At 59.3% G+C, this 24,330-nt stretch carries 24 protein-coding genes; 3 read left to right on the forward strand and 21 right to left on the reverse strand.

What is annotated here, in order from left to right; all coding sequences use genetic code 11:
- Positions 1 to 3 precede the first annotated feature (3 nt).
- The 6 genes from priA to ABIB48_RS05965 form a co-directional block, all read right to left on the reverse strand.
- A complete protein-coding gene (gene priA / locus ABIB48_RS05940; RefSeq protein WP_110104332.1) occupies positions 4 to 738 on the reverse strand; it encodes a bifunctional 1-(5-phosphoribosyl)-5-((5-phosphoribosylamino)methylideneamino)imidazole-4-carboxamide isomerase/phosphoribosylanthranilate isomerase PriA in 735 nt (244 codons plus the stop codon).
- A 114-nt stretch (positions 739 to 852) separates the two neighbouring features.
- Positions 853 to 1,002: a CG2302 family histidine operon protein gene (locus ABIB48_RS05945; protein ID WP_170120851.1), complete on the reverse strand. Its 150-nt coding sequence runs from the start codon at positions 1,000 to 1,002 to the stop codon at positions 853 to 855.
- Entirely contained in the window at positions 1,002 to 1,682 is a 681-nt protein-coding gene (gene hisH, locus ABIB48_RS05950; RefSeq protein WP_315914689.1) for an imidazole glycerol phosphate synthase subunit HisH, read from the reverse strand. Before hisH ends, ABIB48_RS05945 begins: the two co-directional genes overlap by 1 nt.
- Entirely contained in the window at positions 1,679 to 2,305 is a 627-nt protein-coding gene (hisB, locus tag ABIB48_RS05955; protein WP_315914691.1) for an imidazoleglycerol-phosphate dehydratase HisB, read from the reverse strand. Before hisB ends, hisH begins: the two co-directional genes overlap by 4 nt.
- Positions 2,306 to 2,546: 241 nt before the next feature.
- A complete protein-coding gene (locus tag ABIB48_RS05960) occupies positions 2,547 to 3,644 on the reverse strand; it encodes a histidinol-phosphate transaminase (protein ID WP_354212435.1) in 1,098 nt (365 codons plus the stop codon).
- 122 nt (positions 3,645 to 3,766) lie between these two features.
- Positions 3,767 to 4,246 (reverse strand): LysM peptidoglycan-binding domain-containing protein, encoded by a 480-nt coding sequence (locus ABIB48_RS05965; protein WP_354212436.1) that lies wholly within the window; start codon positions 4,244 to 4,246, stop codon positions 3,767 to 3,769.
- Positions 4,247 to 4,525: 279 nt separating this feature from the next.
- Between ABIB48_RS05965 and lexA the strand changes: the two genes are divergently transcribed.
- Positions 4,526 to 5,269: a transcriptional repressor LexA gene (gene lexA, locus ABIB48_RS05970; protein WP_110104337.1), complete on the forward strand. Its 744-nt coding sequence runs from the start codon at positions 4,526 to 4,528 to the stop codon at positions 5,267 to 5,269.
- Positions 5,270 to 5,326: 57 nt separating this feature from the next.
- Here the strand turns inward: lexA and ABIB48_RS05975 are convergent, their stop codons facing one another.
- Positions 5,327 to 7,354 carry an ATP-dependent DNA helicase gene (locus ABIB48_RS05975; RefSeq protein WP_354212561.1) on the reverse strand — a complete coding sequence of 676 codons (2,028 nt, stop codon included), beginning with the start codon at positions 7,352 to 7,354 and terminating at the stop codon, positions 5,327 to 5,329.
- The gene (gene hflX / locus ABIB48_RS05980; protein ID WP_110104339.1) at positions 7,347 to 9,008 is read right to left on the reverse strand and encodes a GTPase HflX; all 1,662 of its coding nucleotides are present in this window, start codon (positions 9,006 to 9,008) and stop codon (positions 7,347 to 7,349) included. The genes ABIB48_RS05975 and hflX overlap by 8 nt, the downstream gene beginning before the upstream one ends.
- Positions 9,009 to 9,160: 152 nt before the next feature.
- On the opposite strand from hflX, the gene ABIB48_RS05985 reads away from it, so the two are divergent.
- Positions 9,161 to 9,805: a class I SAM-dependent methyltransferase gene (locus ABIB48_RS05985; RefSeq protein WP_373366677.1), complete on the forward strand. Its 645-nt coding sequence runs from the start codon at positions 9,161 to 9,163 to the stop codon at positions 9,803 to 9,805.
- On the opposite strand, the gene dapF is transcribed toward ABIB48_RS05985, so the two are convergent.
- The 9 genes from dapF to ABIB48_RS06030 form a co-directional block, all read right to left on the reverse strand.
- A complete protein-coding gene (gene dapF, locus ABIB48_RS05990; RefSeq protein ID WP_354212437.1) occupies positions 9,802 to 10,719 on the reverse strand; it encodes a diaminopimelate epimerase in 918 nt (305 codons plus the stop codon). The two genes, ABIB48_RS05985 and dapF, sit on opposite strands and share 4 nt — an antisense overlap.
- 43 nt (positions 10,720 to 10,762) lie before the next feature.
- Positions 10,763 to 11,491 (reverse strand): hypothetical protein, encoded by a 729-nt coding sequence (locus ABIB48_RS05995; RefSeq protein WP_354212438.1) that lies wholly within the window; start codon positions 11,489 to 11,491, stop codon positions 10,763 to 10,765.
- A gap of 191 nt (positions 11,492 to 11,682) precedes the next feature.
- Positions 11,683 to 12,198: a DUF6318 family protein gene (locus ABIB48_RS06000; protein WP_354212439.1), complete on the reverse strand. Its 516-nt coding sequence runs from the start codon at positions 12,196 to 12,198 to the stop codon at positions 11,683 to 11,685.
- A 354-nt stretch (positions 12,199 to 12,552) separates the two neighbouring features.
- A complete protein-coding gene (miaA, locus tag ABIB48_RS06005; RefSeq protein WP_110104343.1) occupies positions 12,553 to 13,479 on the reverse strand; it encodes a tRNA (adenosine(37)-N6)-dimethylallyltransferase MiaA in 927 nt (308 codons plus the stop codon).
- A gap of 20 nt (positions 13,480 to 13,499) precedes the next feature.
- Complete coding sequence (miaB, locus tag ABIB48_RS06010) at positions 13,500 to 15,083, reverse strand: tRNA (N6-isopentenyl adenosine(37)-C2)-methylthiotransferase MiaB (protein WP_110104344.1); 1,584 nt, start codon at positions 15,081 to 15,083, stop codon at positions 13,500 to 13,502.
- A gap of 63 nt (positions 15,084 to 15,146) precedes the next feature.
- Entirely contained in the window at positions 15,147 to 16,514 is a 1,368-nt protein-coding gene (locus tag ABIB48_RS06015) for an aggregation-promoting factor C-terminal-like domain-containing protein (protein ID WP_245931983.1), read from the reverse strand.
- Between the two features lie 55 nt (positions 16,515 to 16,569).
- Positions 16,570 to 17,097: a regulatory protein RecX gene (locus tag ABIB48_RS06020; protein WP_110104345.1), complete on the reverse strand. Its 528-nt coding sequence runs from the start codon at positions 17,095 to 17,097 to the stop codon at positions 16,570 to 16,572.
- Positions 17,098 to 17,105: 8 nt separating this feature from the next.
- A complete protein-coding gene (gene recA / locus ABIB48_RS06025; RefSeq protein WP_110104346.1) occupies positions 17,106 to 18,158 on the reverse strand; it encodes a recombinase RecA in 1,053 nt (350 codons plus the stop codon).
- 371 nt (positions 18,159 to 18,529) lie between these two features.
- On the reverse strand, positions 18,530 to 18,751 hold the full coding sequence (locus tag ABIB48_RS06030) for a DUF3046 domain-containing protein (protein ID WP_110104347.1): 222 nt from the start codon (positions 18,749 to 18,751) through the stop codon (positions 18,530 to 18,532).
- Positions 18,752 to 18,822: 71 nt separating this feature from the next.
- Here ABIB48_RS06030 and ABIB48_RS06035 point away from each other — a divergent pair, with 71 nt between their 5' ends.
- A complete protein-coding gene (locus tag ABIB48_RS06035; RefSeq protein WP_110104348.1) occupies positions 18,823 to 19,296 on the forward strand; it encodes a MarR family winged helix-turn-helix transcriptional regulator in 474 nt (157 codons plus the stop codon).
- A gap of 185 nt (positions 19,297 to 19,481) precedes the next feature.
- On the opposite strand, the gene ABIB48_RS06040 is transcribed toward ABIB48_RS06035, so the two are convergent.
- From ABIB48_RS06040 to ABIB48_RS06055, 4 genes are all read right to left on the reverse strand, one after another.
- Complete coding sequence (locus ABIB48_RS06040; protein WP_110104349.1) at positions 19,482 to 19,922, reverse strand: helix-turn-helix domain-containing protein; 441 nt, start codon at positions 19,920 to 19,922, stop codon at positions 19,482 to 19,484.
- Positions 19,923 to 20,069: 147 nt separating this feature from the next.
- A complete protein-coding gene (locus ABIB48_RS06045; RefSeq protein WP_245931985.1) occupies positions 20,070 to 20,582 on the reverse strand; it encodes a CinA family protein in 513 nt (170 codons plus the stop codon).
- Positions 20,583 to 20,590: 8 nt separating this feature from the next.
- Positions 20,591 to 21,208, reverse strand: a complete 618-nt coding sequence (gene pgsA, locus ABIB48_RS06050; protein WP_315914701.1) for a CDP-diacylglycerol--glycerol-3-phosphate 3-phosphatidyltransferase — start codon at positions 21,206 to 21,208, stop codon at positions 20,591 to 20,593.
- A 76-nt stretch (positions 21,209 to 21,284) separates the two neighbouring features.
- A complete protein-coding gene (locus ABIB48_RS06055) occupies positions 21,285 to 24,224 on the reverse strand; it encodes an FtsK/SpoIIIE family DNA translocase (RefSeq protein ID WP_354212440.1) in 2,940 nt (979 codons plus the stop codon).
- Positions 24,225 to 24,330 lie beyond the last annotated feature (106 nt).

Genomic DNA, 24,330 nt, shown 5'->3' on the forward strand with positions numbered 1-24,330 from the left:
CGTTTAGCGGCGGCCTGCAACGTCAAGGGCCTGCGGCAGCGTGAACTGGCCAGAGTACAGGGCCTTGCCAATGATGGCGCCCTCCACTCCTACCCCCACCAGCTCGCGCAGTACGCGCAGATCTTCCAAGCTGGAGATGCCACCGGAGGCGACAACGGGCTTGGACGTGCGGGAACACATTTCACGCAGCAATTCCACGTTAGGGCCGCGCAGCGTACCATCCTTGGTGACGTCGGTGACCACGTAACGGGCACAGCCAGCGTCCTCCAAACGTGCAAGAACCTCCCAGATATCCCCGCCTTCCTTGGTCCAGCCACGGCCAGCCAAGGTGGTGCCCCGGACATCAAGTCCGACGGCGATCTTCTCACCAAAGCGCTCAATCACCTTGGCGGTCCATTCGGGGTTTTCCAGCGCAGCAGTGCCCAAATTGACCCGGCCAACACCCAATTCGAGGGCACCTTCCAAGGACGCATCGTCGCGGATTCCGCCCGAGAGCTCAACCTTGACAGACAGGCTTGCCACCATCTCACGCAGCAATTCCACGTTGGAGCCACGGCCGAAGGCGGCGTCCAAGTCAACCAAGTGGACCCACTCCGCGCCGTCGTTTTGCCACTTCAGGGCAGCTTCCAGGGGCGAACCGTATCCGGTTTCCGAACCAGCTTCGCCTTGTACCAGGCGGACGGCCTGTCCGTCAGCAACATCCACGGCGGGCAACAATTCCAAAATGGGGGTGGTCATGGGTTCCTCAACGTTGTTAGTTCAAGAGATTTTCAGGGAATCAATGGAGCAGGTGCCAGCAGTGGCGCTGGTGCCAAATGGGTAGAACTAGGCCCTAGTGGGTAGAGCTGTGTCCTATTGGGTAAAGAGGTATGCCGCTATCAGGGACATGACGGCAAGTGCGGCAAAACAGATGGGAATCCAGCGGGCGGTTTTCTGCTGGTAGAACGTATAGGCTCCACCAATCAGCACGCCTGCCAGGGCCATCAGTAACAGCGAATACATCAGCGTGCCGCCTTGGTCAATGACTGGACCCAGTTGCGCAGCAAGCGCGCTCCGGCGTCACCGGATTTTTCCGGGTGGAATTGTGTGGCGCACAGCGGGCCATTTTCAATGGCGGCAATGAATGGTGCGCCGTGCTCTGACCAGGTCACCATGGGCGGACGCATTTTGGGCTGGAGAACCTCAAAATCCCACTTTTGCACACCGTAGGAGTGGACAAAGTAGAAGCGTTCCGAATCCACACCTTCAAAGAGCATGGAGCCCGGAGCTGCGGTGACGGTGTTCCAGCCCATGTGTGGAACCACAGGGGCAGGGAGCAGTTCCACAGTTCCAGGCCACTCCCCCATTCCTTCCCGGTGCACACCATGTTCTACACCGGCATCAAAAAGCACTTGCATGCCCACGCAGATACCCAGCACCGCCCGGCCCCCAGCAACCCGGCGCCCGATCATGCGCAGCGCGTCCACGGCTTTGAGCTCATCCATCACGGAGGCGAAGGCACCAACGCCGGGGACCACCAGGCCATCGGCATGCAGCACGTCGTCGGCCTTTGCACTGAGTGTGACAACGGCGCCGGCGCGTTCCAACGCCCGGACTGCGGAGCGGACGTTGCCGGAACCGTAGTCCAGAACTGTGACCGTGGGCTTACTATTTACTGCTGTCTCGTTAGCTCCAGAGCTCACAAAAGACCCTTCGTGGATGGGATTCCAGTGACGCGGGGATCGGCTTCGACGGCTGAGCGCAGAGCCCGGGCGAAGGCCTTGAACTGGGCCTCAACAATGTGGTGCGGATCGCGGCCGGCGATGACCGTCATATGCAGGCAGATTTGCGCGTGTAAGGTGATGGCTTCAAACACGTGACGTGTCAGCGACCCGGTGAAGTGACCACCAATCAGGTGGTATTCCTGACCGGCAGGTTCGCCACTGTGCACCAGGTACGGGCGGCCTGAAACATCTACCACGGCGTTGGCCAATGCCTCATCCAACGGAATGGTTGCCTCACCGAAACGGCGGATGCCGGCCTTGTTGCCCAGGGCTACCTTGAGAACCTCGCCCAAGGAGATGGCAACATCTTCCACGGTGTGGTGGGCATCGATGTGGGTGTCACCCGTGGCCTTGATGTTCATGTCAATCAAGGAGTGCTTAGACAGCGCCGTGAGCATGTGGTCATAGAAGGGCACAGAGGTGTCAATGTTTGACACGCCTGTCCCGTCGAGGTTAATTTCCACCATGACGCTGGACTCGCTCGTGGCACGCTCCAGTCGGGCGGTACGTCCCTGGCCGGGTTTCGGGCTGTTCTCAGTCATTGCGGCAGTCCTTTGTGTACTATGCGCCCCGACCAGCAGATACCGGGCAGGGTGGGGCGCTCAAACGAAACGGGGTGTATTGATACCAGCTTAGAAGGGAAGGCACTGTTATGCCCAACCAGTTCCCCACTGGCGAACTTATTGGCTAGGTCAGTTTGACCCAATTACCCGGGTCCGGTGGAACTCATGAACCGCGGCGCAAATGATGAACTTAGTCCAAGGCCGGACCCTACAGGGGGCACTAGCGAGCTAGGAAGGTACGCAACCCGGTGAGGAATGCAGTAGTTTCCGCTTCCGTGCCGGCGGTGACGCGCAGGTGCCCGGGGATTCCAACATCGCGGATGAGCACACCGTCATTCAACAACGCCTGCCACGCTTCATGGGGATTCTCTAGACCACCGAAGAAAACAAAGTTCGAATCTGAGGGGGCCGGGGTGAGTCCCAATTCCTTTAATTCCTGCACAATCCGGTCACGTTGGACCTTGATCTGCTCCACGTTAGCCAGCAAAGAGGTGGAGTTCCGCAGAGCAGCCACAGCAGTTGCCTGGGTGATGGCCGAGAGGTGGTAGGGCAAGCGGACCAGGCGAAGCGCGTCGCTTACTTCAGGGGCGCCGGCCAAGTACCCAAGTCTGGCACCGGCCAAGGCGAAGGCCTTGCTCATAGTGCGTGAGACGACTAGTCGAGGACGGCCCTTGAGAAGATTCAGTGCGCTAGGGGTTCCCGTCTGGGCGAATTCGGCGTACGCCTCGTCAACAATGATGATGGCCTGAGCTTCCTCCCCTGCCTGGTAGACCGCCTCGACCACATCTTGCCCAAGAGCCGTTCCCGTAGGGTTGTTGGGCGAACACAGGAAGACGATGTTGGGGCCGTTGCGGCGCACCTGCTCCGCCGCAGATTCCGCGGTGAGGGTGAAGTCATCCTCACGGACACCTGCCACGTAGCCAGTCCCTGTGCCACTGGCGAGCAGCGGGTACATGGAATAGGTGGGAGGGAAACCCATGGCCGTTCGGCCGGGGCCACCGAAGGCTTGCAACAGTTGTTGAAGAACTTCATTGGAACCGTTGGCCGCCCAGAGATTCTCCTCCGTCAGACCATGACCCAGATATGCCGCCAATTCCTGACGAAGCACCGTGAATTCCCTATCCGGGTAGCGGTTGAGGCCGTCAAGCTCCTGCGCAACGGCTGCCAAGATGGCCTCTTTTGCATCCGTGGGAACGCCATGGGTGTTTTCATTGACGTTCAGCAGAACGGGAACATTTAGCTGAGGAGCCCCGTAAGGGCGCAGGCCTCGCAGATCGTCACGAAGCGGCAATTGACGGAGGCGTTCAAACTGGTCCATTCCCCCAGCATATTTGGTGGCCGTGAGAAAGTTCGAAACGGCGACACAATGCGGACACCTGCCAAGACCTTACCCGGCTGTGGAGGAGCGCTCTTGGCCTGCGGACCTATTGGTACGGAGGGCTATTTGGGAATGGGGACGTAGAGTCGCTGCCCGGCGTGAAGTATCCCGCTTCCTAAGTCGTTGAGAGCAACGATCTCCCTGACCACATGGCGTGCATCACGGCCCGGATCTGCGGCGGCCGCAATACTCCAGAGGCTGTCACCTTGTAAGACGGTTACCGCAACGGCATAATCTGCAAGGTTCACCGGCTGCGACTCCGTTGCAGCATTCGCCGGTCCCGCCAGGAAGCCCGCCATGATGGCCAGCGCCAAAAACAGTAGTAGGGCGGCGGTGACAATGGCTGGAATCCCTAAGAACACCAGACGCCCGCGCCTGGTCAGCGCTAGCCTTCCTGCAGCATCGGAGGCACCCCTGGAATGGGAAGCGGTGATGGCACCGGTGCGCCCCGCTCCAACTGTCTGGTCAATGCGGGCCGCACGGGCGCTAACCCCTGCTGTGGAAACGCCAAAGGATGCGTGGGAGATAAGCGCTGCATTCATGACTTGTGGTCCTTTCACCGTGAATCCGGATCCCGTGGCCAAGCACACCCATCGGATCGAAATTCCACACTCAACATCTTCGATAGAACGTATGTTCTAATTTGCTTCTAGTACAGTTTTAGCATCTATAGACGACACTTGCCAAGAGTAAATAGAACAAATGTTTGAAATTCGCCTCTTGGTGGCTTAAACTCGGAAGAACAAGGATTGGCCGCATGATGCAGTCCACCAGCAGGCACTGACATTGTTCAGGGCAGCCACGAAAGGACCGACGGAACCATGACGCTTCCAGACCCGCCGCACCGCATTCCTCAAGCCCCCAGCCGGGCCGGCATGAAGGGCCTCACCGTGCGGCAGAAGAAGATCCTTGAGTGCATACAGCGGTGTATTGCAGACAAAGGGTACCCGCCGTCGATGCGTGAGATTGGTGATTCCGTTGGCCTGGCTAGCTTGTCCAGCGTTACGCACCAACTGACTCAGCTCGAACGCCACGGCTATTTGCGCCGCGATCCCAAGCGTCCCCGCGCCATGGAAGTTCTGATTCCGCTGGTGCTGGACAGCGGCACGGTTGAGATTGAAGGGGTAAGCTCCCCGTCGGCGTTGCGCAGTTCGAATGGATTGAACTTTGCTGAGCTGAGCTCCTCCTCCGACACCGCGTTCGTACCCCTTGTGGGACGTATTGCGGCAGGCGGGCCCATCCTGGCCGATCAGGCGGTGGATGACATCATGCCTCTGCCGCGGCAGATTGTGGGCAGCGGCGAACTCTTCATGCTCAAGGTCCAGGGTGATTCCATGATCGACGCCGCAATTTGCGACGGCGATTGGGTCGTGGTTCGGCAGCAGCCCACGGCCAACAATGGAGACATCGTGGCAGCCTTGCTGGAGGACGAAGCCACTGTGAAAACGTTTAGGCAACGCGACGGCCATACTTGGCTTCTTCCGCAAAACACCCGCTATGAACCCATTCTTGGCGATCATGCCACCATCATGGGCAAGGTTGTCTCGGTACTTCGCAGCCTGTAACAGCAGCTGCCTACACAAAAGCGCCCCGTCTAGCGGGGCGCTTTTGTGTTGGCAGCACTACTTTCCGGAAAGCCGTTTCAGCGCACCAAGCGCCACGGTACGGTCTTTCGTAGACCAGAATGGCGGCAGGGCGGCTCGCAGGAAGCCTCCGTAACCGGCATTGGCCAGCCGCGAGTCAAGAACAGCAACCACACCCCGGTCATCGCTAGAGCGGATCAGGCGCCCCACCCCCTGCGCCAACCTCACTGCGGCATGGGTGGCTGAAATGGCAATGAATCCATCCCCACCACTTTGCGCCACGGCACGCGCCCGGGCGGTCACCAACGGATCATCAGGGCGGGGGAAGGGAATCCTGTCAATCACAACGAGCCGGCACGAGGTGCCCTGAACATCAACCCCTTGCCAAAGGGACATGGTGCCAAAGAGGCAGGTGTCGGGTTCATCCGCGAATTCCTTGATGAGCCCCGACATGGAGGAATCCCCCTGACACAGGATCTTCACCTTCAACTTCTTGCGGAGCTTCTCAGCTGCATCTTCCGCCGCACGCCGTGAGGAGAATAATGCCAAGGTTCCCCCACCGGCGGCAGAAATCAGTGCTTCCAATTCATCCAGCTGCGCCTCCGACATGCCAAAGCCCGGCTTTTTCAGATGAGCGGCAACATAGAGCATGCCCTGCTTGGGGTAGTCAAAGGGAGATCCAACATCGGCCCCCGTCCACGCGGGTGCGCTAGGACCCAACAATCCCAGTCCGCCAGCGGTGGCTTGAAAAGACTCTCCAATGGCAAGGGTAGCTGAGGTGAGCACTACCGTCCGGTCAGCGAAGAGTCCTTCCCGCAATTTCATGGCCACGCTCAACGGCGCAATATTGAGCACCGCAGGCTCACTTTCATCGGCCTTTTGGTAGCCCTTCCCGGGGGTGAAAGAACCTGGGCGGGATGCCCACACCACTTCCCTTGCATTGGTGGCATCCAGCAAACGCTCACACAGATCAAAGATCAGATTGAGCCGTGAACGAGCAATGGAACGGCCACTGTCAACCGCCGCATTGCCCTCAGGTTTGGAGTCGGAGAGGGCTGCCCGGACGCTGTCGCGTAACTGTTCCACCGCCTGGGACTGCTGTTCATTGAGGCCGTTGGGAAAGAGCCCTTCAGGGGTCCCCGCCAAAGCTAGGTCCAGAGCGGCCGCGCTGGCATGCAAGGCATCCACGGAAACCGCCGTGTGCTTTCGCGTGCTTGATGCCGCTGCGGAAACCATCTGGACAGATAGTTGCCCTGTAACAGCCCCCGTCACCCGATCTTGGAGCTCATGGGCCTCGTCCACCACCACAACGTCATAGTCAGGAAGCACTGCTATACCTTCGAAGGCGCTAATGGCCAGCATGGCGTGGTTGGTGACAACAATGTCTGCCTGGGCGCCGCGGGCACGGGCCAGCTCAGAGAAACATTCGGTGGCAAGGGGGCACTTTTGCGCGCCGAGGCATTCCATGGAGGTAACAGAGACTTGCCGCCATGCTTTGTCCGTCACGCCAGGGACAAGCTCATCCCGATCCCCTGTGTCAGTCTCCTGCGCCCAGTCACGCAGCCTGACCACTTCCTTACCCAGCTGTGAGGTGGGCCCGGAAGTAGCACCGGGCAGGTGCGCCACACTGGTGTCCTCCCCCAGGCTGAACAGGGCGCCTTCCCCCGTATCTTCTGTGGGGAAGCCTCCAGCCAGCTTTTGCTTGCATACATAATTGCTGCGGCCTTTTACGAGAGCCACGTCAATGGGGCGCGGCAATACTGGCGCCAAAGCAGCGAGCAGCCGGGGCACGTCACGGCCCACAATCTGTGCTTGAAGGGCCAGAGTGGCTGTTGCAATGACGGCTGGCTTCTCGCTGGTGAGCGCATTGACTATCAGCGGAATCAGGTAGGCCAGGGACTTTCCGGTGCCTGTGCCCGCCTGAACCAAAAGGTGGTCCCCGCTCTCTAAGGCAGCAACTACCCGGCGGACCATTTCATGCTGCCCATCACGGCGTTGTCCACCCATGGCAGCAACGGCACGATCCAGTAATTCCAGAGCCTGCTGCGAAAGTTCACTTTCAGGCATGCTGGACAAACGGCTCAACCTCAGCTGCCAAGTCTTCCCTGACACGGGCGTGGGCCAAAGTGCCATGCTCTCCGTGTTCCAAGCTGATGATCTCTGCATCGCTGCGATGGAGCTTATTGAGTACATCACCACGGTCATAGGGGATCAACAAGGTTACTAAGACGCTGGGGTGCGGAATACCTTCTTCGATGGCTTGGAGCAGTTCATCCATGCCCTGGCCAGTACGGGCTGAGACCACCACGGTGCGGGATTCACGCTGGATGAGCCGCTCGACCACAAAGGGATCGGCGATGTCCACCTTGTTCAAGACGATGATTTCAGGTATTTGCAGCGCGCCTACCTCGGCAAAGACCGAACGTACGGCAGAAATTTGTCCTTCCGGGTCAGGGTGCGAGGCATCCACAATATGCAGGATCAGATCGGCGTCAGCCACTTCTTCCAACGTAGAGCGGAAAGCTTCCACCAGCTGGGTGGGCAAGGCGCGCACAAAACCTACCGTGTCCACCAAGGTGTACCCCAAACCTTCTGAGGTCTCGGTTTTCCTGACCGTGGGATCAAGGGTTGCAAACAAGGCGTTCTCTACCAGCACACCGGCGTCCGTCAAACGGTTCAGCAGGGAGGATTTGCCCGCATTGGTGTACCCAGCAATGGCCACGGAGGGCACACTGTTGCGCTTGCGGTTGGCACGTTTGGTTTCCCGAGCCGGCGCCATCGCAGCAATTTCACGGCGCAACTTGGCCATGCGGTTGCGGATCTTGCGTCGATCCAGTTCCATCTTTGTTTCACCGGGACCACGTGAACCAATACCGCCTCCGGCAGTTCCCACCCGGCCGCCCGCCTGGCGAGACATGGAATCGCCCCAACCGCGCAGGCGCGGCAACAGGTACTCCATCTGTGCCAGCTCAACTTGGGCCCGACCTTCCCGCGATTGCGCGTGCTGGGCAAAAATATCCAGGATCAGTGCTGTCCGGTCAATGACTTTGACGTGGACAACTTCTTCCAAGGTACGGCGCTGTGAGGGAGCAAGGTCACCATCGATGATGACCGTGTCTGCTCCCGTTGCGTGCACGATCTCCTTGAGTTCCTGAGCCTTACCCTGGCCCAGATATGTTGCTGGATCCGGTTTGGCCCTGCGTTGGACCAAGCCGTCCAGGACTTCCGAGCCGGCAGTTTCGGCCAACGCGGCCAGTTCCTTCAGGGAATTCTCGGCGTCCGCCATTGTCCCTGAAGACCAGAGCCCAGCGAGCACAACCCGCTCAAGCCGCAGCTGCCGGTATTCAACCTCGCTAACATCTTCGAGTTCGGTGGAGAGGCTGGCCTTCCGGCGCAGGGCATTACGGTCTGCCAGCGCACTTTGATCACCGTCAGAGCTACTGTGCTGAAAATTCAGGGTGGAGACGGCTTGGGCACGGCCGCTCAGGGGCCGGGTTGACGGCGCAGCAGAGAAAGGATCCTGCCCCTCAAGTTCATCCTCGGCACGCACAGCACGGCTTGCGGCCGCGTCTTTGGCCAAAATGCGGTCAATCACCACTTCGATCTCAGCGGCTGACAGGGCGTTCTCTCCTGTGCCGTGGCTCTCCGACGTTGCCGCGTTGTGCCCTTCGTTGGGCAGCTCGTTGCCGTCGGAACCGTTGTTTGCAGATGCGTTGGACATATTCTCCTTATAGGCGCTTTTCTACAATCGTAGTCCGCCACACCGACACTGACACCTTCTGCTGCCCTCCTATGTGGATAAACCCACACTGTATCCGCGGATGCCTTAGGCGTGCCTAGATACACAATGGACGGATTCGGCACTAATCTGGCATGACTATGGGTACTCAGGGTGCAGATCACTATTTCAGTTCAGAACCGTCAACGCCAATGAAACGCCGTCCGCTCAGCGTCACTTTGGCCGGCGAGGTGCGCCAACTGCACACCGCTGGGGGCATCTTTAGCCCCGACGGTGTAGATAAAGGCACCACGATCCTTCTCAACGAGGCCCCGCCGCCTGCAGCCGAGGGCAATTTGTTGGACATCGGCTGCGGTTGGGGGCCCATTGCGCTGACTTTGGCCCTTCGCTCACCGGCAACCACTGTGTACGCAGTAGATGTCAATGTTCGTTCCATTGAGCTCACCCAAGACAACGCCAAGGCCTTGGGTTTGGAGAACGTCAAAGCTTCAACCCCAGACGCCGTGGATCCAGAGGTGCGCTTCAACACCATCTGGTCAAACCCGCCTATCAGGGTCGGCAAATCAGAACTTCATTCGATCCTGCTCATGTGGCTGCCACGCTTGGCCCACAACGGAAAAGCGTATTTGGTGGTACAAAAAAACTTGGGCTCAGACTCGCTCCAGCGCTGGCTTGCTGGCGAACTTAAGGAGCAATTCCCGGAGGCGGGATTTGTTGTTTCCCGCGATTCCACCAACAAGGCGTTTAGGATTCTGCGCGTTACACGCACCAACCCCTAGGCCAGAACACCTTCGGCCACCATCACGGCGGGTCCACTGAGGTGGACATGTTCGCGCCCGTCCGGCCCGGGCTGGAAACGCACACCCAGTACACCACCGGGTAAGGCAACGGCCCACAAGTCCGGGGCCCCAGAGCCAGCCCAGAAACGGGTGGCTGCAGCTGCGGCACAGGCTCCGGTCCCACAGGAGAGCGTCTCCCCCACGCCACGTTCGTGGACACGCATACTAATGTGGCCGACGTCGTCCTTCACGAGCGGCTCGGCAGGCACAGCAAATTCCACATTTGTCCCGTGCAGGGGCAGCGGAGTCACAGCGGGTGTCAAGGTGAGGTTCACGGTTGCCAACTCGGCAAGATCCGCTAGAGCCACCACGGTGTGCGGGTTTCCAAGCGTGATGGATAGCGCGGGCCGTGCCACTTCAAGCCCCGATGCCTCCACCAGCGAATCACTGCCTTGTCCCGACTCCTCCGGGAAGATAAAACCCCACGGCCCCATGTCCACCTGGTAACCCTCACCTAATCGGGCAACGTATTTGATGCCACCGCGCGTTCCGATGGCCAGTTTCTCCCCTGCCTCCAATGCCACGAGACCTTGAGTCACGAGGAAGTGGACAAAGACTCGCACACCATTGCCACACATTTCAGAGAGCGAACCGTCAGCGTTGTAGTAATCCATGAACCATTCCGCTGCAGGATTTTCCTCCAGGACAGCTGTTCCGTCGGCGATGTTCCGGGAGCGGACGGCTCGAATCAGTCCGTCACCGCCGATCCCCCGGCGCCGATCGCACAACGCGGCAATTTGCTCGGACGCCAATTCGCGCATGCCACCAGGATCAGCAATAAGCACAAAGTCATTACCGGTGCCGTGGCCTTTTGCAAAGCGCATGCCTGTCAGGGAGGTGATGGTAGCCGTCATGAGTCAAGACTAAAGCACCTTGGGCACGGCGCCGCAACATCGGTCAACAGCCGACTCCGTGTGGGTTCACGAAGCAGTCGTCAGCGTAGAGATGGGTTTCGGCACGCCAAACCGTCAGGGGCAGTGCCGGTGAGGGAATACTTCCTTGGCCGGGGATGGGCAAGTCTGGGCCGCCGTTGACACTATAGCTGCCGTTGAAGTGAGTGGTCAGGTTGATGGCCAGGCGGCCCGTTTCGGTGTAGACATGGCTGGTTTGCGTTTGCTCGCCAATGCGATCCGTGTGCAGCGGCGCACCGTGGATTGGAGTAGGACCCCAGATGGTACCGTCCCCGTAGCTCCAGGTATAGGCGGCCGGAGTGGCAGTGATGACCACCTTTTGGCCAAGCAGGGTCAGGTTGAACGTTTGAGTTTTAGCTTCGGCCCAGACATTGGTCTCCTTTCCCCGAAGTGTGTGAGGCCCCGGCTGGCTGCCAAATTCTGCAGCGGCGACGGGAGTACGCTGAAACTCGTGCGCTATCAGCCCAGCAATTTCCGCCAATAAGTCACGCGGTTTTTCTCCAAAGACACACACCGGCCCCGAGTGGAATACCCAAACGGCTGGCCCAGCACCTTTTAGCGCCGCATACCAATAGATAGCTGTTCCGGCTTTGCCATCACTTCCGCCAGCCACACACTCCGGCATGACCGCGGCACATTCAGTAAAAATCGTAATGTCACCCTCAGCGCATGCAACCCGCGCCTCATACTCGTAGGCATCTTTCTGACCACCCACGGGCACAGAGACGTAGTGATCATCAGATCCCGGCACCCGGACTGAAGCATCCGTATCAATCCCAGAATCCTCCCAGTCTGGTGTAGGTAGAACGGTATTATCCGCTTGTGCCAGGGAAGCACCGCAAAGCGCAACGAGAAAGCATAGCGCTGAAGCACTGATTGATCTCAATAACTTTGTGTGAGACCAGATCATTTCTTACTGCCTTCAAGATGCGTGACATTGAGGGCAACCCATTGGCCAGAACTGTAGTCAGCTACGACCAGGTCACCCAGAGTCGATTTAGCCCCTTTGTCCTCTGCCAGTGTCTTGTCACCATGAAAGTACTTCACACGCTGCTGCCTTACCAAGGCAGTAACCTGATAGGTGCCGGCTTCGAGGGGTACAAAGGATGTTGTGGCGGACAAGACCATCATCTGCCCACCCATGATCCACCGACCCTCAGAGTGCCACGGCACTACTGCCACTTTCATCGCTTCACAAGATGGGCAATCCTCCCCGCTAATGGCCATCATGGGGTCAGGATCTCCGGTTTCAAAGGCATAACCCAGGGTTTGATACCAGTATTCAGTGAAGGCAATCAGTCCTTCTTTACTGAATTCCTTGGCCTTCTCAGGCAAGACAGGCACCGGAACATTCTCGGCTGGCCCTGTCTCCGTAGCCGGCTTATAGGCAGCAGCAGTGGTGGCAAGAGCTTGCGTCGTCATCTCCGCTGTATTACTGGCAACCGGAACCGCACTTGTTGGAGCCTCTACAACTTCCTGCGGCAAGGAGGAACAACCAGAGATACCCAAGACCGCCGCTACTAACAGCAGTAGAGCAACCTTTGGCCTGTGGAACTGTTCAGCTCTGGTGTGGCGCATTGCCTGCCCCCAAGTCTGCTGCGAAGCAGCGGCTTCCCCGTTGAAGTCGTTGCGGCTGGCTTACTTCCAAAATACCGTGCATGGGCCTTACACGCCACCACGTTATCCACAGCCCACATTCCCAGCCCCGTCACCGTCAACCCGCAACCCGCAACCCGCAACGAAGTGCCACGAGCCACCCGGACCCTGGCGCAAGTCTTAGACTTCCGGAAAATCCGCCTTCAGCAGTGCCGCTGCGGCCTCGCCAAGATCCGGCTGGGACCAGTCAAGCCAGTTCACTCGGGGGTCTGCACGGAACCATGTGAGTTGGCGCCGGGCAAACTGCCGGGTGGCCACAATGGTTTCTTCGCTGGCTTGGGCCACTGTGGAGCTGCCGTCCAAGACTCGCAGGAACTGTTGGTAGCCAAGCGCCTTGTGCGCGGTCCGGCCCTCCCGCAGGCCTTCGGGGATGAGTGCTCTCACCTCATCGATTAGGCCGGCGTCCACCATGCCGTGGACTCGTCGGGCAAGCCGAGCATGGAGCTCGGCACGGTCACCGTTCAAACCAATCTGCAGGGTGGGGCTGACATACTCACGTTCCGGCATGAAGGAACTGAAGGCACGTCCTGTCAACGCATGTACCTCAAGGGCCCGGACTACGCGCTTGGCATCATTGATGCGAGCTGCGGAGACGGGGTCCACCTCTTGTAGCCGAGCCACGAGCACCGCTAAGCCGTCTCTCTCCAACTCGTGTTCAAGCATTGCCCTGATGTCAGGGTCCGTCCCGGGAAACTCCAAGACGTCAAGGGCTGCCCTGTTGTATAACCCTGATCCGCCTACGAGGATGGGTAGCTTGCCGCGGGAACGGATCTCCGCAATGGCTTCCCTGGCCATGCTCTGAAACGCGGCCACGGTGGTGTCTTCACGAACGGAAAGGAAATCCATCAGGTGGTGCGCAATGCCGCGCCGTTGCGCCAGCGGCAGTTTGGCCGTGCCAATATCCATGCCCCGGTAGAACTGCATGGAGTCGGCATTGATAGCCTCCCCGTCAAAGCGCTCAGCCAGCGTCAGTGCCAGCTCAGACTTACCCGAACCGGTAGGGCCAACAATGGCCACCAGCGGGAGCTCAGCTCTCTGGGCAGCCATCCGGGCTTGAGGCGAAAGGCTCACGCTGTCCGGACCGGCAGCGACGGCATGCCCAAGCTCACCTTGGGCCGCACGCCCTTCACCGATGAGGAAGCCGAGCCGCCAGCCGTGGGCACGCCACAGGACTCGGCCTGAGCCAGATCCCAAGCGTCACCGGCGCGCGAACGGCGTAGATGATAATCCGTTGCAGTGGCGGGATCAGCTACCAAGTGGAAGGCTGCGGCCCCGGTAATGGTGACCGTCACGAGGTCACCGGGCCGTGGAGCGGTGGCACCTTCCGGCACACTGAAGTGAACCAGCCGTTGGTCTTGGGCGCGTCCTGAGAGGCGATTAGTCTCGGCGGCTTTACGTCCCGATGCTGCGGTCACCATGACCTCAACCTTGCGCCCCACCTGCTTGGCATTTTCCTCGGCAGCAATCCGGTCCTGGAGGGCGGTCAGACGCAAGAATCGCTCCTGAACCACTTCCTTGGACAGCTGATCAGGTAGGTCCGCGGCCGGGGTGCCGGGACGCTTGGAGTATTGGTAGGTGAAGGCGGTGGCAAAGCGTGACTTCTCAACGACGTCGAGGGTTGCTTGGAAGTCCTCCTCGGTCTCACCGGGGAAGCCGACGATGATATCCGTGGAGAATGATGCGTTCGGGATTTGCTGGCGCACCTTATCCAGGATGCCCAAGAACCTGGCCGAACGGTAGGAGCGGCGCATGTCCTTGAGGACTTTGTCCGATCCGGACTGCAACGGCATATGCAACTGCGGCATGACGTTGGGGGTGGCGGCCATGGCGTCGATGACGTCGTCGGTGAACGCGGCCGGGTGCGGACTGGTGAAGCGCAGGCGTTCCAAGCCCTTGATCTCGCCGCAAGCACGCAGCAGTTTGCCGAAGGCCAGGCGGTCACCGAATTCCACGCCGTAGGAGTTTACGTTTTGGCCCAGCAGCGTAATTTCGATGACACCGTCGTCCACCAGCGCCTGAATTTCAGCCAAAATTTCACCGGGGCGACGGTCACGTTCCTTACCGCGCAGGGAGGGCACAATACAGAAAGTGCAGGTGTTATTGCAGCCTACCGAGATGGAGACCCAGCCGGAGTAGACCGAATCGCGCTTGGTGGGCAGGCTGGAAGGGAAGACTTCCAAGGATTCCAGGATTTCCATCTCGGCGTCCGCATTGTGCCTGGCCCGCTCAAGCAAGACCGGCAAGGCACCAACATTGTGAGTGCCGAAAACCACGTCAACCCAAGGTGCCCGCTTTTGAATGGTTTCGCGGTCCTTTTGCGCCAAGCAGCCGCCCACAGCAATCTGCATGCCAGGGTTGGATTCTTTGATGTGGGCTAACATGCCCAAGTTGCCGTAGAGCTTGTTGTCGGCGTTCTCACGCACGGCGCAGGTGTTAAAAACCACCACATCGGGCACAGGCTCCCCGTTGCTGTCCACCACACGTGCGGGGCCGGCTTCCTCAAGCGCCACCATCCCAGCAGTCTCTAAAAGTCCGGCCATGCGCTCGGAGTCATGGACGTTCATTTGGCAGCCATAGGTTCGCACCTGGTAGGTGCGGGGGTGCTTAGCTGGGCTGGCGGACGAATCAACGCTCTCTAGGATCAGGCTCACCCACCAAGCTTAAGTCCAACGGCCATAGAAGAGCTAAACCGGCGGAACCCGGCACGTGCTCGGTTAGTACCAGCCGACGCTTTGGGAATGGTTCCAGGCCCCGCACGGTGAGCCGTAGCGATTTTTAATGTAGCCCAAGCCCCATTCAATCTGGGTACGGTAATTGCTGAGCCAGTCCGATCCTGCCGCAGCATATTTTCCTGGCGGCAACGCTTGAGCAATTCCATACGCCCCGCTGTAGGGGTTGGTGGCGTTGGTGCGCCAATTGGATTCGCGTTCCCATAACAGGTTCAGGCAGTTGAATTCGCTCTGCGCCCACCCAAAACCGCCCATACGGGAGGAAGCATAGGCTTTGGCACCGGCAGGGTCATTGACAGCACCGCCCGGAATATTGGGCAGCAGCACCTCAACGGGAATATAGCCACCTCCTGGCACAGGCTTGGCAGGGACGGGGTTAGGTACAGGGTTGGCGGGCACGGGCTTGGGGGCAGGCTTGGCGGGTCCAGGTGCGGGATTGGCGGGTGGCACCACGGGATTGGGCACAACTTGAGGACGTGAGGGCTTGTGCGGGTGCCGTGCCGCCTCACGTTCGGCTTCTGCCCGCCGCAGGGCTTCAGCGGTCTCGGCAGCTTGGCGCTTGGCTTCTTGGGCCTGATAGTACGCAGCTTGGGCTTCCTGCCCTTGCCGGTATTGGGCTTCTTTGGCGACCGTGGTGTTATTCAAGGAAGCCAACTGGGCCGTGAGTGTGGCGCTTTGCTCTTCTTTGGCATTGAGTTGTGTAACCACGGCGGAGTGTGCGGCCACGGCGGCGTCACTGGCAGCCCGGGCCTCAGTGGTTAAAAGAGCTTGTACTTCCTGCGCGGCCTTACGAGTCTTCTCCAGCGCCGTTGCTGCAGCTTGTGACTCTAAGGCCTTGGTTTGCTTCCGAGCTGCCTTCTCCCCCACCTGCTGCATTAATTCAACGCCGTTTAGGCTCTCCGGCGATTCCAGCGCTGCCACGCTGGCAAAGAGTCCCAAGCCGGTGCCACCGTTTTTGTAGCTTTGCACGGCAACAGCCACCGCGTCCTTCTTGTATTTAGCGGCGTCCACGGAAGCACGGTTAGCCTGAGCGTTGAGAACATCAACCTCGGCAACAGCGGCATTTAGTTTGCGTTGGGTCAGGGCCAACGTGGCACCAGCACCAACGGCGGATTCACTGAGGCTTGTTGCCTCATTTTCCAACGAGTCCAGCAACCCTCCGATCTTGGACACCTCGGCCGCGGTGGCGGCCTCGTTGCCCTTGGCAGCTTGCACATCCTCCCAGCTGGGGAAGCCCGACGGCGGCCCCTCTTGTCCCAGCGCAGGTCCGGCTGTGACGCCGGTGACGAGCAATAGCCCTCCCGTCAAAGCAACGGCAAGGATTTGGCGCAGGGTTGGATTGTGATTACGCATATGCCGCCAGCATAGCGGGTACCGGCTCAACTATGAATGCAAGCGCAGCTTTGAGTCAGCCCTCCGTGAGGCTTTCGTCAATGACTTCAGCCACAATTTGATAGGCCAGGGAAGGGTTAAATCCTTTTCTGGCAAGCATGGCCACCCATCGCCTTGTGTATTTATCACGCTCAGCCCGATCCTCCAGATTGTTGGACGGGCGGAGCTTCTTGCGCACCAGTTCGCGCGCCTGGTCACGTTCTGTGGCATCGTCAATTTGTTCAAGAGCGGTCTCGGCAAGATGCTCATCGATGCCCTTCTCGGCCAGTTCTCGGCGCAACGCACCCCGTGCCAGCGATTTATACAGGGACCGGGTGCGCACCCATTCCTGGGCAAACTCTCCATCATCAATGAGCTTGACGGCTTCGAAGCGGTCAAGCACAGCATCCGCTACATCTTGGGGAATGTCGCGTTCGGCCAGCTTTTGACTGAGCTGGAAACGGCTTTTGGGCGAGTGCGTGAGTTGGCGCAGCACAATGGATCTGGCAGCCGACGCCGGGTTGGCGTCAGCTACCAGTTCTGGCCCGCGACGTGCGGTGTTCATGGGTGAGCCTAGAAGCCGTCCACTGCCTTGAGCTTGGGCGCAGCCTCAACCTCGGTTTCCGCAGTAACACCCACTCCCAGCTTGGCCTTGATCAACCGCTCCAGCTCATCGGCAAGCTCGGGGTTGTCTTTGAGGAACCGACGGGAGTTCTCCATGCCCTGTCCCAGCTGATCGCCGTCATAGGTGTACCAGGAACCCGACTTGCGGATGATGCCGTGCTCAACACCCATGTCAATGATGCCGCCTTCACGTGAAATACCGACACCATAGATGATGTCAAATTCGGCGATCTTGAAGGGCGGTGCCATCTTGTTCTTCACCACTTTTGCCTTGGTGCGGTTACCGACGGCGTCCGCGCCTTCCTTCAAAGTTTGGATGCGGCGAACATCGATGCGGATGGAGGCGTAGAATTTCAGCGCCTTACCACCGGTAGTGGTCTCAGGGCTGCCGAAGAAGACACCGATCTTTTCACGCAACTGGTTGATGAAAATGGCTGTGGTCTTGGTCTGGCTCAGGCGACCTGTGATCTTACGCAGGGCCTGGCTCATCAAACGGGCCTGCAGGCCCACGTGACTATCTCCCATATCGCCTTCAATTTCGGCGCGGGGTACCAACGCGGCAACGGAGTCAATGACAATGACGTCCAAGGAACCAGAACCAATCAACATGTCCATGATCTCCAGCGCCTGCTCACCGGTATCCGGCTGAGAGACAAGCAAAGCATCAGTGTCCACACCTAGCTTGGCGGCATAATCAGGATCAAGGGCGTGCTCGGCGTCAATGAACGCTGCAAGGCCGCCAAGTTTCTGTGCGCTGGCAACAGCATGCAGTGCCAGGGTGGTCTTACCGGAAGATTCCGGACCATAAATCTCGACGACTCGTCCGCGGGGCAGCCCGCCTATACCCAGGGCCACATCCAAGGCAATGGACCCGGTGGGGATCACTTCAATGGGTGCACGGACATCATCACCCAAGCGCATGACAGAACCCTTGCCAAATTGCTTATCAATTTGGGCCAATGCTGCTGCCAGCGCTTTGTCACGGTCTGCGGGAGCGGCCATGATTCACCTCGGTCTTTCCTTTGCGCCGTTTCCGGCCCCCTGGACCGCGCTGTGAGCGAGGTCCACGGTCAGTGGTTGATGCGGTCAGTGCCTGGCGAACTGCTGGACACTTGTACTTCTCTGCCGGTTTCCCGGCCTCCTGTGAAGGTTGCGGAGCTAGCGAATCTGCTCCACACCTAAAACGCTAGTTCAAGGCACTGACATTGTCTGCCGTCATGGTGCACCAGAGTCAAAATTGTGGAGAACTTAATTTGCTTCCTCCACGGGCCATTACTCATTTAGTATACGGCTGTTCGAATAGATATTCGATGTTTTTGGCGTGTCGTTGAACTTGGGTAACTCAATGCGGCATCTTTTCCGGGCCGCAACAGCTAATCTTTGGGTGCAATGTCCCGACCGAGCCACCGTGAGCGCGGAACATCCTGGACCTTGCAGACCTCCTGCCAGATGTCCTTGGGATCATACCCGGCACGCAACGCGGCGCTTGCGGTGTTTCCACCCACACCAGCCAAGACCAGATCCTGGGCAAGCACCCTGGAATAGGAGGGGCTGAATTCATCATCCATCAATCGCCAAAATTCACTAACTCTCACGCCCCCTATTCTCGCATGTCCTTATCAGCTGAAGGACCGCTATTTGCCACAGGCTCACTTAGACTTGAGCTATGACAAGTCCTGCCGAGCACGGCATTGAGGTAAGCGACGAAAAGCTCGCTGCCGTTGAGCTCCTTGACGCCCAGCTGAGCCTGCTCTGGCGCAGGGCCAGGGCCATCAACCACCAGCTCACCCGTAGCGTGCATCCAGATCTGGAGCCCGCGGCCTACGGCCTGCTCTCCGTACTGCATCATCAAGGCGGCATGCGACTAACGGAGCTCGCCAAACGCATTGGAGTGGGCAAACCCTCCGTCAGCCGCCAGATTGCTTTTCTTGTCTCGATTGGGCTTGTGGCCAAGGAATCCGATCCCCTGGATGGCCGCGCGCAACTCATCGAGTTGACTCCGGCCGGGCTGGAGAAGATGCGTTCGGTGCATGCCGGCCGGCAACGCGCATTTCATGAGCAGCTTGCCGGGTGGGACGAACGCGAACTTGCCGATCTAGCCCGGCTAGTGGCTAAACTCAATGCCGAATACGGCCGTTGAGCTGCTACTAAACACCCGCTGAGCACAGACACATCCGCAAGGGCGAGCCCAGCCACAGCGCCCAGACTTCTAAAAACTGTTCTCAAAGAGCCGCTTAGGGGAACTGCAGCTGAGGAACAAGAAACCGGCCTTACCTTTTGGTAAGACCGGTTTCTTGCACGCCTGCCCACTGTGGACAACAAGCGCTAAAAGGCGCCGGACATCAAGCCCTTATTGAGCTCGTCTGAGAGTTCCTCGTTCAAGTCGCGTCCATAGCGTGCAGCAAATTCCTGGGGAACAGTGTCAGGGACGGCCACGCCTTCGGCAATGGCCAAACGGTCACTCACTTCACGCAGCATGAGCGACAAAGGGACCTCAAGGGCTGAGCAAATGGAGGAAAGCAGTTCAGAAGATGCTTCCTTCTGTCCGCGCTCCACTTCGCTGAGGTAGCCCAGAGAAACACGTGCGTTGTGTGAGACTTCGCGGAGCGTGCGGCCTTGACGTTGACGTACATCACGAAGAACATCGCCAATTTCGTGGCGTAATACCACCATTTTGCGCTCCTTCTGCTGATGTGGTTTTGCGTCCGCCAAACCCACATCCCGCCAGCGCACGACGCCGTTTACGGATACGGGTTGTTTCACCATCGGTATCGCCTAACTCCTAGATCAATCACTACAATTTAAGGGCGCGGTCCCCAGTGAAAGCTTTCACCGTGAGCCGCTTTGTCGCCTTGGTGTTCCCATCCTAGAGGGAAGGAGAGCATTTGGGCTTCATCATGACTAACTATCTGGTCACAAGTTTTGTTCCCGAGACTCTTCAATGCTCTCAAGGAGCATCATGAGGGCGGCCTCGGTGGCCTGGTTCCTGATGGACTCACGGTCTCCAACAAAGTGAAATTCACGTGCCCGGGCCACTCCGTCAAGCGCCACCCCAACGAAGACCTGCCCCACTGGCTTGCCCTGGTGAGGTTCCGGTCCGGCCACACCCGTAGTGGAAATGCCCACCCGCGCCCCCACAGCGGCGCAAGCACCTAAGGCCATCTCTGACGCTACGTGGGGGTCAACGGCCCCATTGCGGGTAAGAAGCACAGGGGAAACCCCCAGCAGCTTCTCCTTGACCTTGTTTTGATAGGCGATGACCCCGCCCTGCAGCACGGCGGATGCGCCCGGAACTTGAGCCAGAACCGCCGCCACCATGCCTGCGGTCAAGGACTCGGCCGTGCCCACCGTCAATTTCTTTGCCACAGCCCTGGTCACCAGCAGGGCAAGATCTACGCGGCCAAAGTGAAGAGCCTGCTCCGTCACAGAGCGCCTTAGCCTTGTGCCGTGTTGCTTGTTTTTCCGTTGCCGCCGCGGCCAGAGCGGACCAGCTGCCCGGCCTTAATCAGGTAGTCCGCGCCAGTGACCAAGGTGACAGCCAATGCTGCCAGCATCACCACCAGTGCCAGAATTCCCAACCAGTCATTGGCCGGGGTGAGCGGCAATAGGAAGACGAAGATGGCCACTGTCTGCATGACTGTCTTGAGTTTGCCACCCTTGGAGGCCGCCATGACGCCGTAACGAATCACCACGAAACGTAACAAGGTGATGCCTACTTCACGCACCAGCATCAAAATGGTCACCCACCACCACAGCTCGCCCGTGGCGGAAAGCATGATCAGCGCTGAGCCAATCAGCAATTTATCCGCAATGGGATCCGCGATCTTACCGAAGCTGGTGATGAGCCCGCGCGCCCGGGCAATGTCGCCGTCGAGCTTGTCAGTGTAAATGGCCACCACAAACAGCACCACCGCCAACCAGCGCAGGGGCCCGTATGCACCACCATCGGCCACGAAGGCCCAGATAAAGAAGGGCACCATCACAATGCGCAAAAGCGTCAAGGCATTGGGAAGATTCCAGTTCGAAGGGCGCGGCGCCACCGTTTCACTCACGCTATAAGGCTATCGGCAAACTGGGAACTGGCTGCATCCGTCCCCGCGAAACTTGCATCCGTCTTTGCAGCGCCTGCTAACGACCTGTCAAAGACCATGCGTCCTCGCCACCGTCTTCATCGTCGCCATCGTTGTATTCCACGGTTTGGGGGCGGTTTGCCAAATCATCAGCCACCAGGTCCCCTCCCCAGGAAGGATTCGCGTGAGCATGGTTGGCATTGGCATTTTCGGCCAGCGCAGCCATCATTGGATCCACCTCGGAACTCACCGCTGCAAGAACTCCTGGCGCGCTCTCATCCCCACGGATGGCTGCGAGAGTCTCGGCGAGGTCATCCGGTTTGACCAGTACGTCACGGGCCTTGGAGCCTTCGGAGGGTCCCACCACACCGCGGGATTCAAGCAGGTCCATGAGCCGGCCGGCCTTGGCGAAGCCCACCCGCAGCTTGCGCTGAAGCATGGAGGTGGAGCCGAACTGGGTGGTGACCACAAGTTCGGTGGCCTGCATCAGCAGGTCCATGTCATCCCCAATGTCATCCTCGATGACCTTCTTGGGGGCCTCAACGGCAACATCGTCACGGTAGGTGGCCTTCAGCTGGCCCTTGACGTGGTCAACAACAGCCTTGATTTCAGCTTCGGTGACCCAAGCTCCCTGGACACGGACTGGCTTTGACTTACCCATGGGCAAGAACAGCGCGTCACCTTGTCCCAGCAGCTTCTCGGCGCCTGGCTGGTCCAGGACCACCCGGGAATCCGTCACGGAAGAGGTGGCAAAGGCCATGCGGGAGGGCACATTGGCCTTGATCAGACCTGTGACCACGTCCACGGAGGGCCGCTGCGTGGCCAGGACCAGGTGGATGCCAGCCGCACGGGCCAGCTGGGTGATCCGCACAATGGAATCTTCCACGTCACGCGGGGCAACCATCATCAGGTCCGCTAGCTCATCTACAATCACCAACAGGTACGGGTAGGGCTTGACCACACGTTTGGAACCTTCTGGCGGGTGCACGTTTCCGGCTTTGACAGCCTTGTTGAATTCATCAATGTGTTTAAAGCCGTAATTGGCCAGATCGTCATAGCGCTGGTCCATTTCACGCACAACCCACTGCAGCGCCTCTGCGGCCTTTTTCGGGTTGGTGATGATGGGGGTGATGAGGTGTGGGACGCCTTCGTAGGCTGTTAGTTCCACACGCTTGGGATCCACCATGACCATGCGCACTTCATCCGGGGTGGCCCGCATCAGGATGGAGACAATCATGGAGTTCACAAAGGAGGACTTTCCGGCGCCCGTGGCACCAGCCACGAGAAGGTGGGGCATCTTAGCCAGGTTGGCAACCACAAAGCCACCCTCAACGTCCTTGCCCACACCCATGACCATGGGGTGTTCGGTGCGGCGCGCGTTGGCTGAGCGCAGCACGTCACCGAGGACCACAATTTCCTTATCCGCGTTGGGTATCTCAATACCAATGGCGCTCTTGCCCGGGATGGGGCTCAGGATGCGGACATCCGAGGACGCCACGGCATAGGAGATGTTCTTGCTCAGCGCCGTCACCTTTTCAACCTTGGTGCCGGGCGCCAGCTCAATCTCATAGCGTGTCACGGTGGGACCGCGGCTGAACCCTGTCACGGCCGCGTCAACATTGAACTGTTGCAAGGTGTTGGTCAGTGCCGCCACCACCAGGTCATTGGCTTCCGTAGCGTCCTTGCCCGGAGGGCCCGCAGGCAGGAAGTCGGATTCCGGCAACGTATACGTGACATCTCCGGAAAGTTGGAGTTGCTCGGAACGCGCAGGAATGGGGGTTGGCGGGGCCAGGGGCGGGGCAGGAATACTGCGTGCCACGGCCGCGTCAACGTCATACAAGCCACCAACGGCGGCGGCTCCGGATGTTGCCAGGCGAGGTGCTCGCGGTGAGTTCTCTGCCACGATGCCAATGGCTTCTGTGACAGGCTCACTGCCATCACGCTGGAGGTCAAACACTTCGGTTGATGTGGGCAGACCTTGGCGTGCCTTGATCTTATCCGCGGCGAGTTGATCCCTAGTGGGCCGGCGGACCCCGGGGCGCACGGTCGGCTCGTTCGACGCCGGAGCCTGGCTTTCGTCCTCGTCGGTGCCTATGAGTGGCGTGGCAAACGCACCCTCGCTGGGGTCCTCACCCAGGAGCTCCAGATCTGATTCGCGAGCAGCCTGTTGCCGGGCCCGCAGGTTGCGTGGTTTCTTAGCCTGAGCCTGATCATCATGCTGGTACAAGTAGCTTTGATCGTGCCCGTCTCCCAGCGGCTGCCCGTCAGGAACAGCACCCATGAGCTTTTCATACACACCGCGCAGGCGGGCCGGGATGTGGCGTACGGGGGTATTGGTCAGGACCAGGACGCTGGCGAACGCTACGAGCGAGAAGAAAATGATGGCGGTGATGGAACCCAACTTCGCCACGAGGCTGCCGCTGAGCGCTCCCACCATGCCACCAGCCGCGCTGAGAGGGGCAAAACCTCCGGAAATGTCCGGGTTACCGGCCAGCACATGTGCCAGGGCACAGCCGGCAAGGGTCATGATGGCAAAGCCCAGCGCTACCCGATTGTTGGTGGCCATGTTGGCGGGCTGGCGGAACACCAGGACGGCAAAAATGAGGAACATGGGGGGCAGCAGGGCCGCAAACCAGCCGAAGGTGCCCTGGGTAACGCCGCGAACAGCGTCCGCAACTGGGCCGCTCAGCCCCCACCATTCGAAGGTGGCGATCACAATGGCTAGAAGAATAAACAGCAGCCCGGCGCCGTCGCGGCGCTCCTCTGCTGGCATCTGGCTTTTATCCGAGCCCATGCGCCGGATGGCGCCGCCCACCAAGTGGCCCAATCCTTGCCAGAGAGAGACAACGATGCGCACAGGCCACACCAAGGTCACCTCCGGCTCAGCAGGGGAGGTTTTCTTGCGGGGCACCGACATCTTGGTGGTCTTGGGCGCGCGCGGGGATGCGCCGCCCTGTTGACCGGAAGACTGACGGGCGGGTGTGGAACGAGTCGCCATGTCTCCAACGGTACCTGCCAAAGCTTGCAAGTATCCGGATTTAGCCCTTGAAACGGACGTGGTGGCAGGCACAGCGGTTGCCAGGTAGCCGCCGTCGCGCTTCTAT

Origin of the sequence: Arthrobacter sp. UYCu511, assembly GCF_040547105.1 — a bacterium.
GTDB classification, from domain to species: domain Bacteria; phylum Actinomycetota; class Actinomycetes; order Actinomycetales; family Micrococcaceae; genus Specibacter; species Specibacter psychrochitiniphilus.

What these genes read in the sequence shown, in the direction of transcription:
- dapF (WP_354212437.1), bottom strand. Translation starts at nt 10,719, where the DNA reads ATGACGGCTACCATCACCTCCCTGACAGGCATGCGCTTTGCAAAAGGC.
- ABIB48_RS05975 (WP_354212561.1), bottom strand. Translation starts at nt 7,354, where the DNA reads ATGCCTGAAAGTGAACTTTCGCAGCAGGCTCTGGAATTACTGGATCGT.
- hflX (WP_110104339.1), bottom strand. Translation starts at nt 9,008, where the DNA reads ATGTCCAACGCATCTGCAAACAACGGTTCCGACGGCAACGAGCTGCCC.
- ABIB48_RS06000 (WP_354212439.1), bottom strand. Translation starts at nt 12,198, where the DNA reads ATGACGACGCAAGCTCTTGCCACCACTGCTGCTGCCTATAAGCCGGCT.
- ABIB48_RS05960 (WP_354212435.1), bottom strand. Translation starts at nt 3,644, where the DNA reads ATGGACCAGTTTGAACGCCTCCGTCAATTGCCGCTTCGTGACGATCTG.
- ABIB48_RS06035 (WP_110104348.1), top strand. Translation starts at nt 18,823, where the DNA reads ATGACAAGTCCTGCCGAGCACGGCATTGAGGTAAGCGACGAAAAGCTC.
- ABIB48_RS06040 (WP_110104349.1), bottom strand. Translation starts at nt 19,922, where the DNA reads ATGGTGAAACAACCCGTATCCGTAAACGGCGTCGTGCGCTGGCGGGAT.
- recA (WP_110104346.1), bottom strand. Translation starts at nt 18,158, where the DNA reads ATGGCCGCTCCCGCAGACCGTGACAAAGCGCTGGCAGCAGCATTGGCC.
- priA (WP_110104332.1), bottom strand. Translation starts at nt 738, where the DNA reads ATGACCACCCCCATTTTGGAATTGTTGCCCGCCGTGGATGTTGCTGAC.
- ABIB48_RS06020 (WP_110104345.1), bottom strand. Translation starts at nt 17,097, where the DNA reads ATGAACACCGCACGTCGCGGGCCAGAACTGGTAGCTGACGCCAACCCG.
- ABIB48_RS05965 (WP_354212436.1), bottom strand. Translation starts at nt 4,246, where the DNA reads ATGAATGCAGCGCTTATCTCCCACGCATCCTTTGGCGTTTCCACAGCA.
- lexA (WP_110104337.1), top strand. Translation starts at nt 4,526, where the DNA reads ATGACGCTTCCAGACCCGCCGCACCGCATTCCTCAAGCCCCCAGCCGG.
- ABIB48_RS06015 (WP_245931983.1), bottom strand. Translation starts at nt 16,514, where the DNA reads ATGCGTAATCACAATCCAACCCTGCGCCAAATCCTTGCCGTTGCTTTG.
- ABIB48_RS05945 (WP_170120851.1), bottom strand. Translation starts at nt 1,002, where the DNA reads ATGTATTCGCTGTTACTGATGGCCCTGGCAGGCGTGCTGATTGGTGGA.
- hisB (WP_315914691.1), bottom strand. Translation starts at nt 2,305, where the DNA reads ATGACTGAGAACAGCCCGAAACCCGGCCAGGGACGTACCGCCCGACTG.
- miaA (WP_110104343.1), bottom strand. Translation starts at nt 13,479, where the DNA reads ATGGCTGCCCAGAGAGCTGAGCTCCCGCTGGTGGCCATTGTTGGCCCT.
- ABIB48_RS05985 (WP_373366677.1), top strand. Translation starts at nt 9,161, where the DNA reads ATGACTATGGGTACTCAGGGTGCAGATCACTATTTCAGTTCAGAACCG.
- ABIB48_RS06055 (WP_354212440.1), bottom strand. Translation starts at nt 24,224, where the DNA reads ATGGCGACTCGTTCCACACCCGCCCGTCAGTCTTCCGGTCAACAGGGC.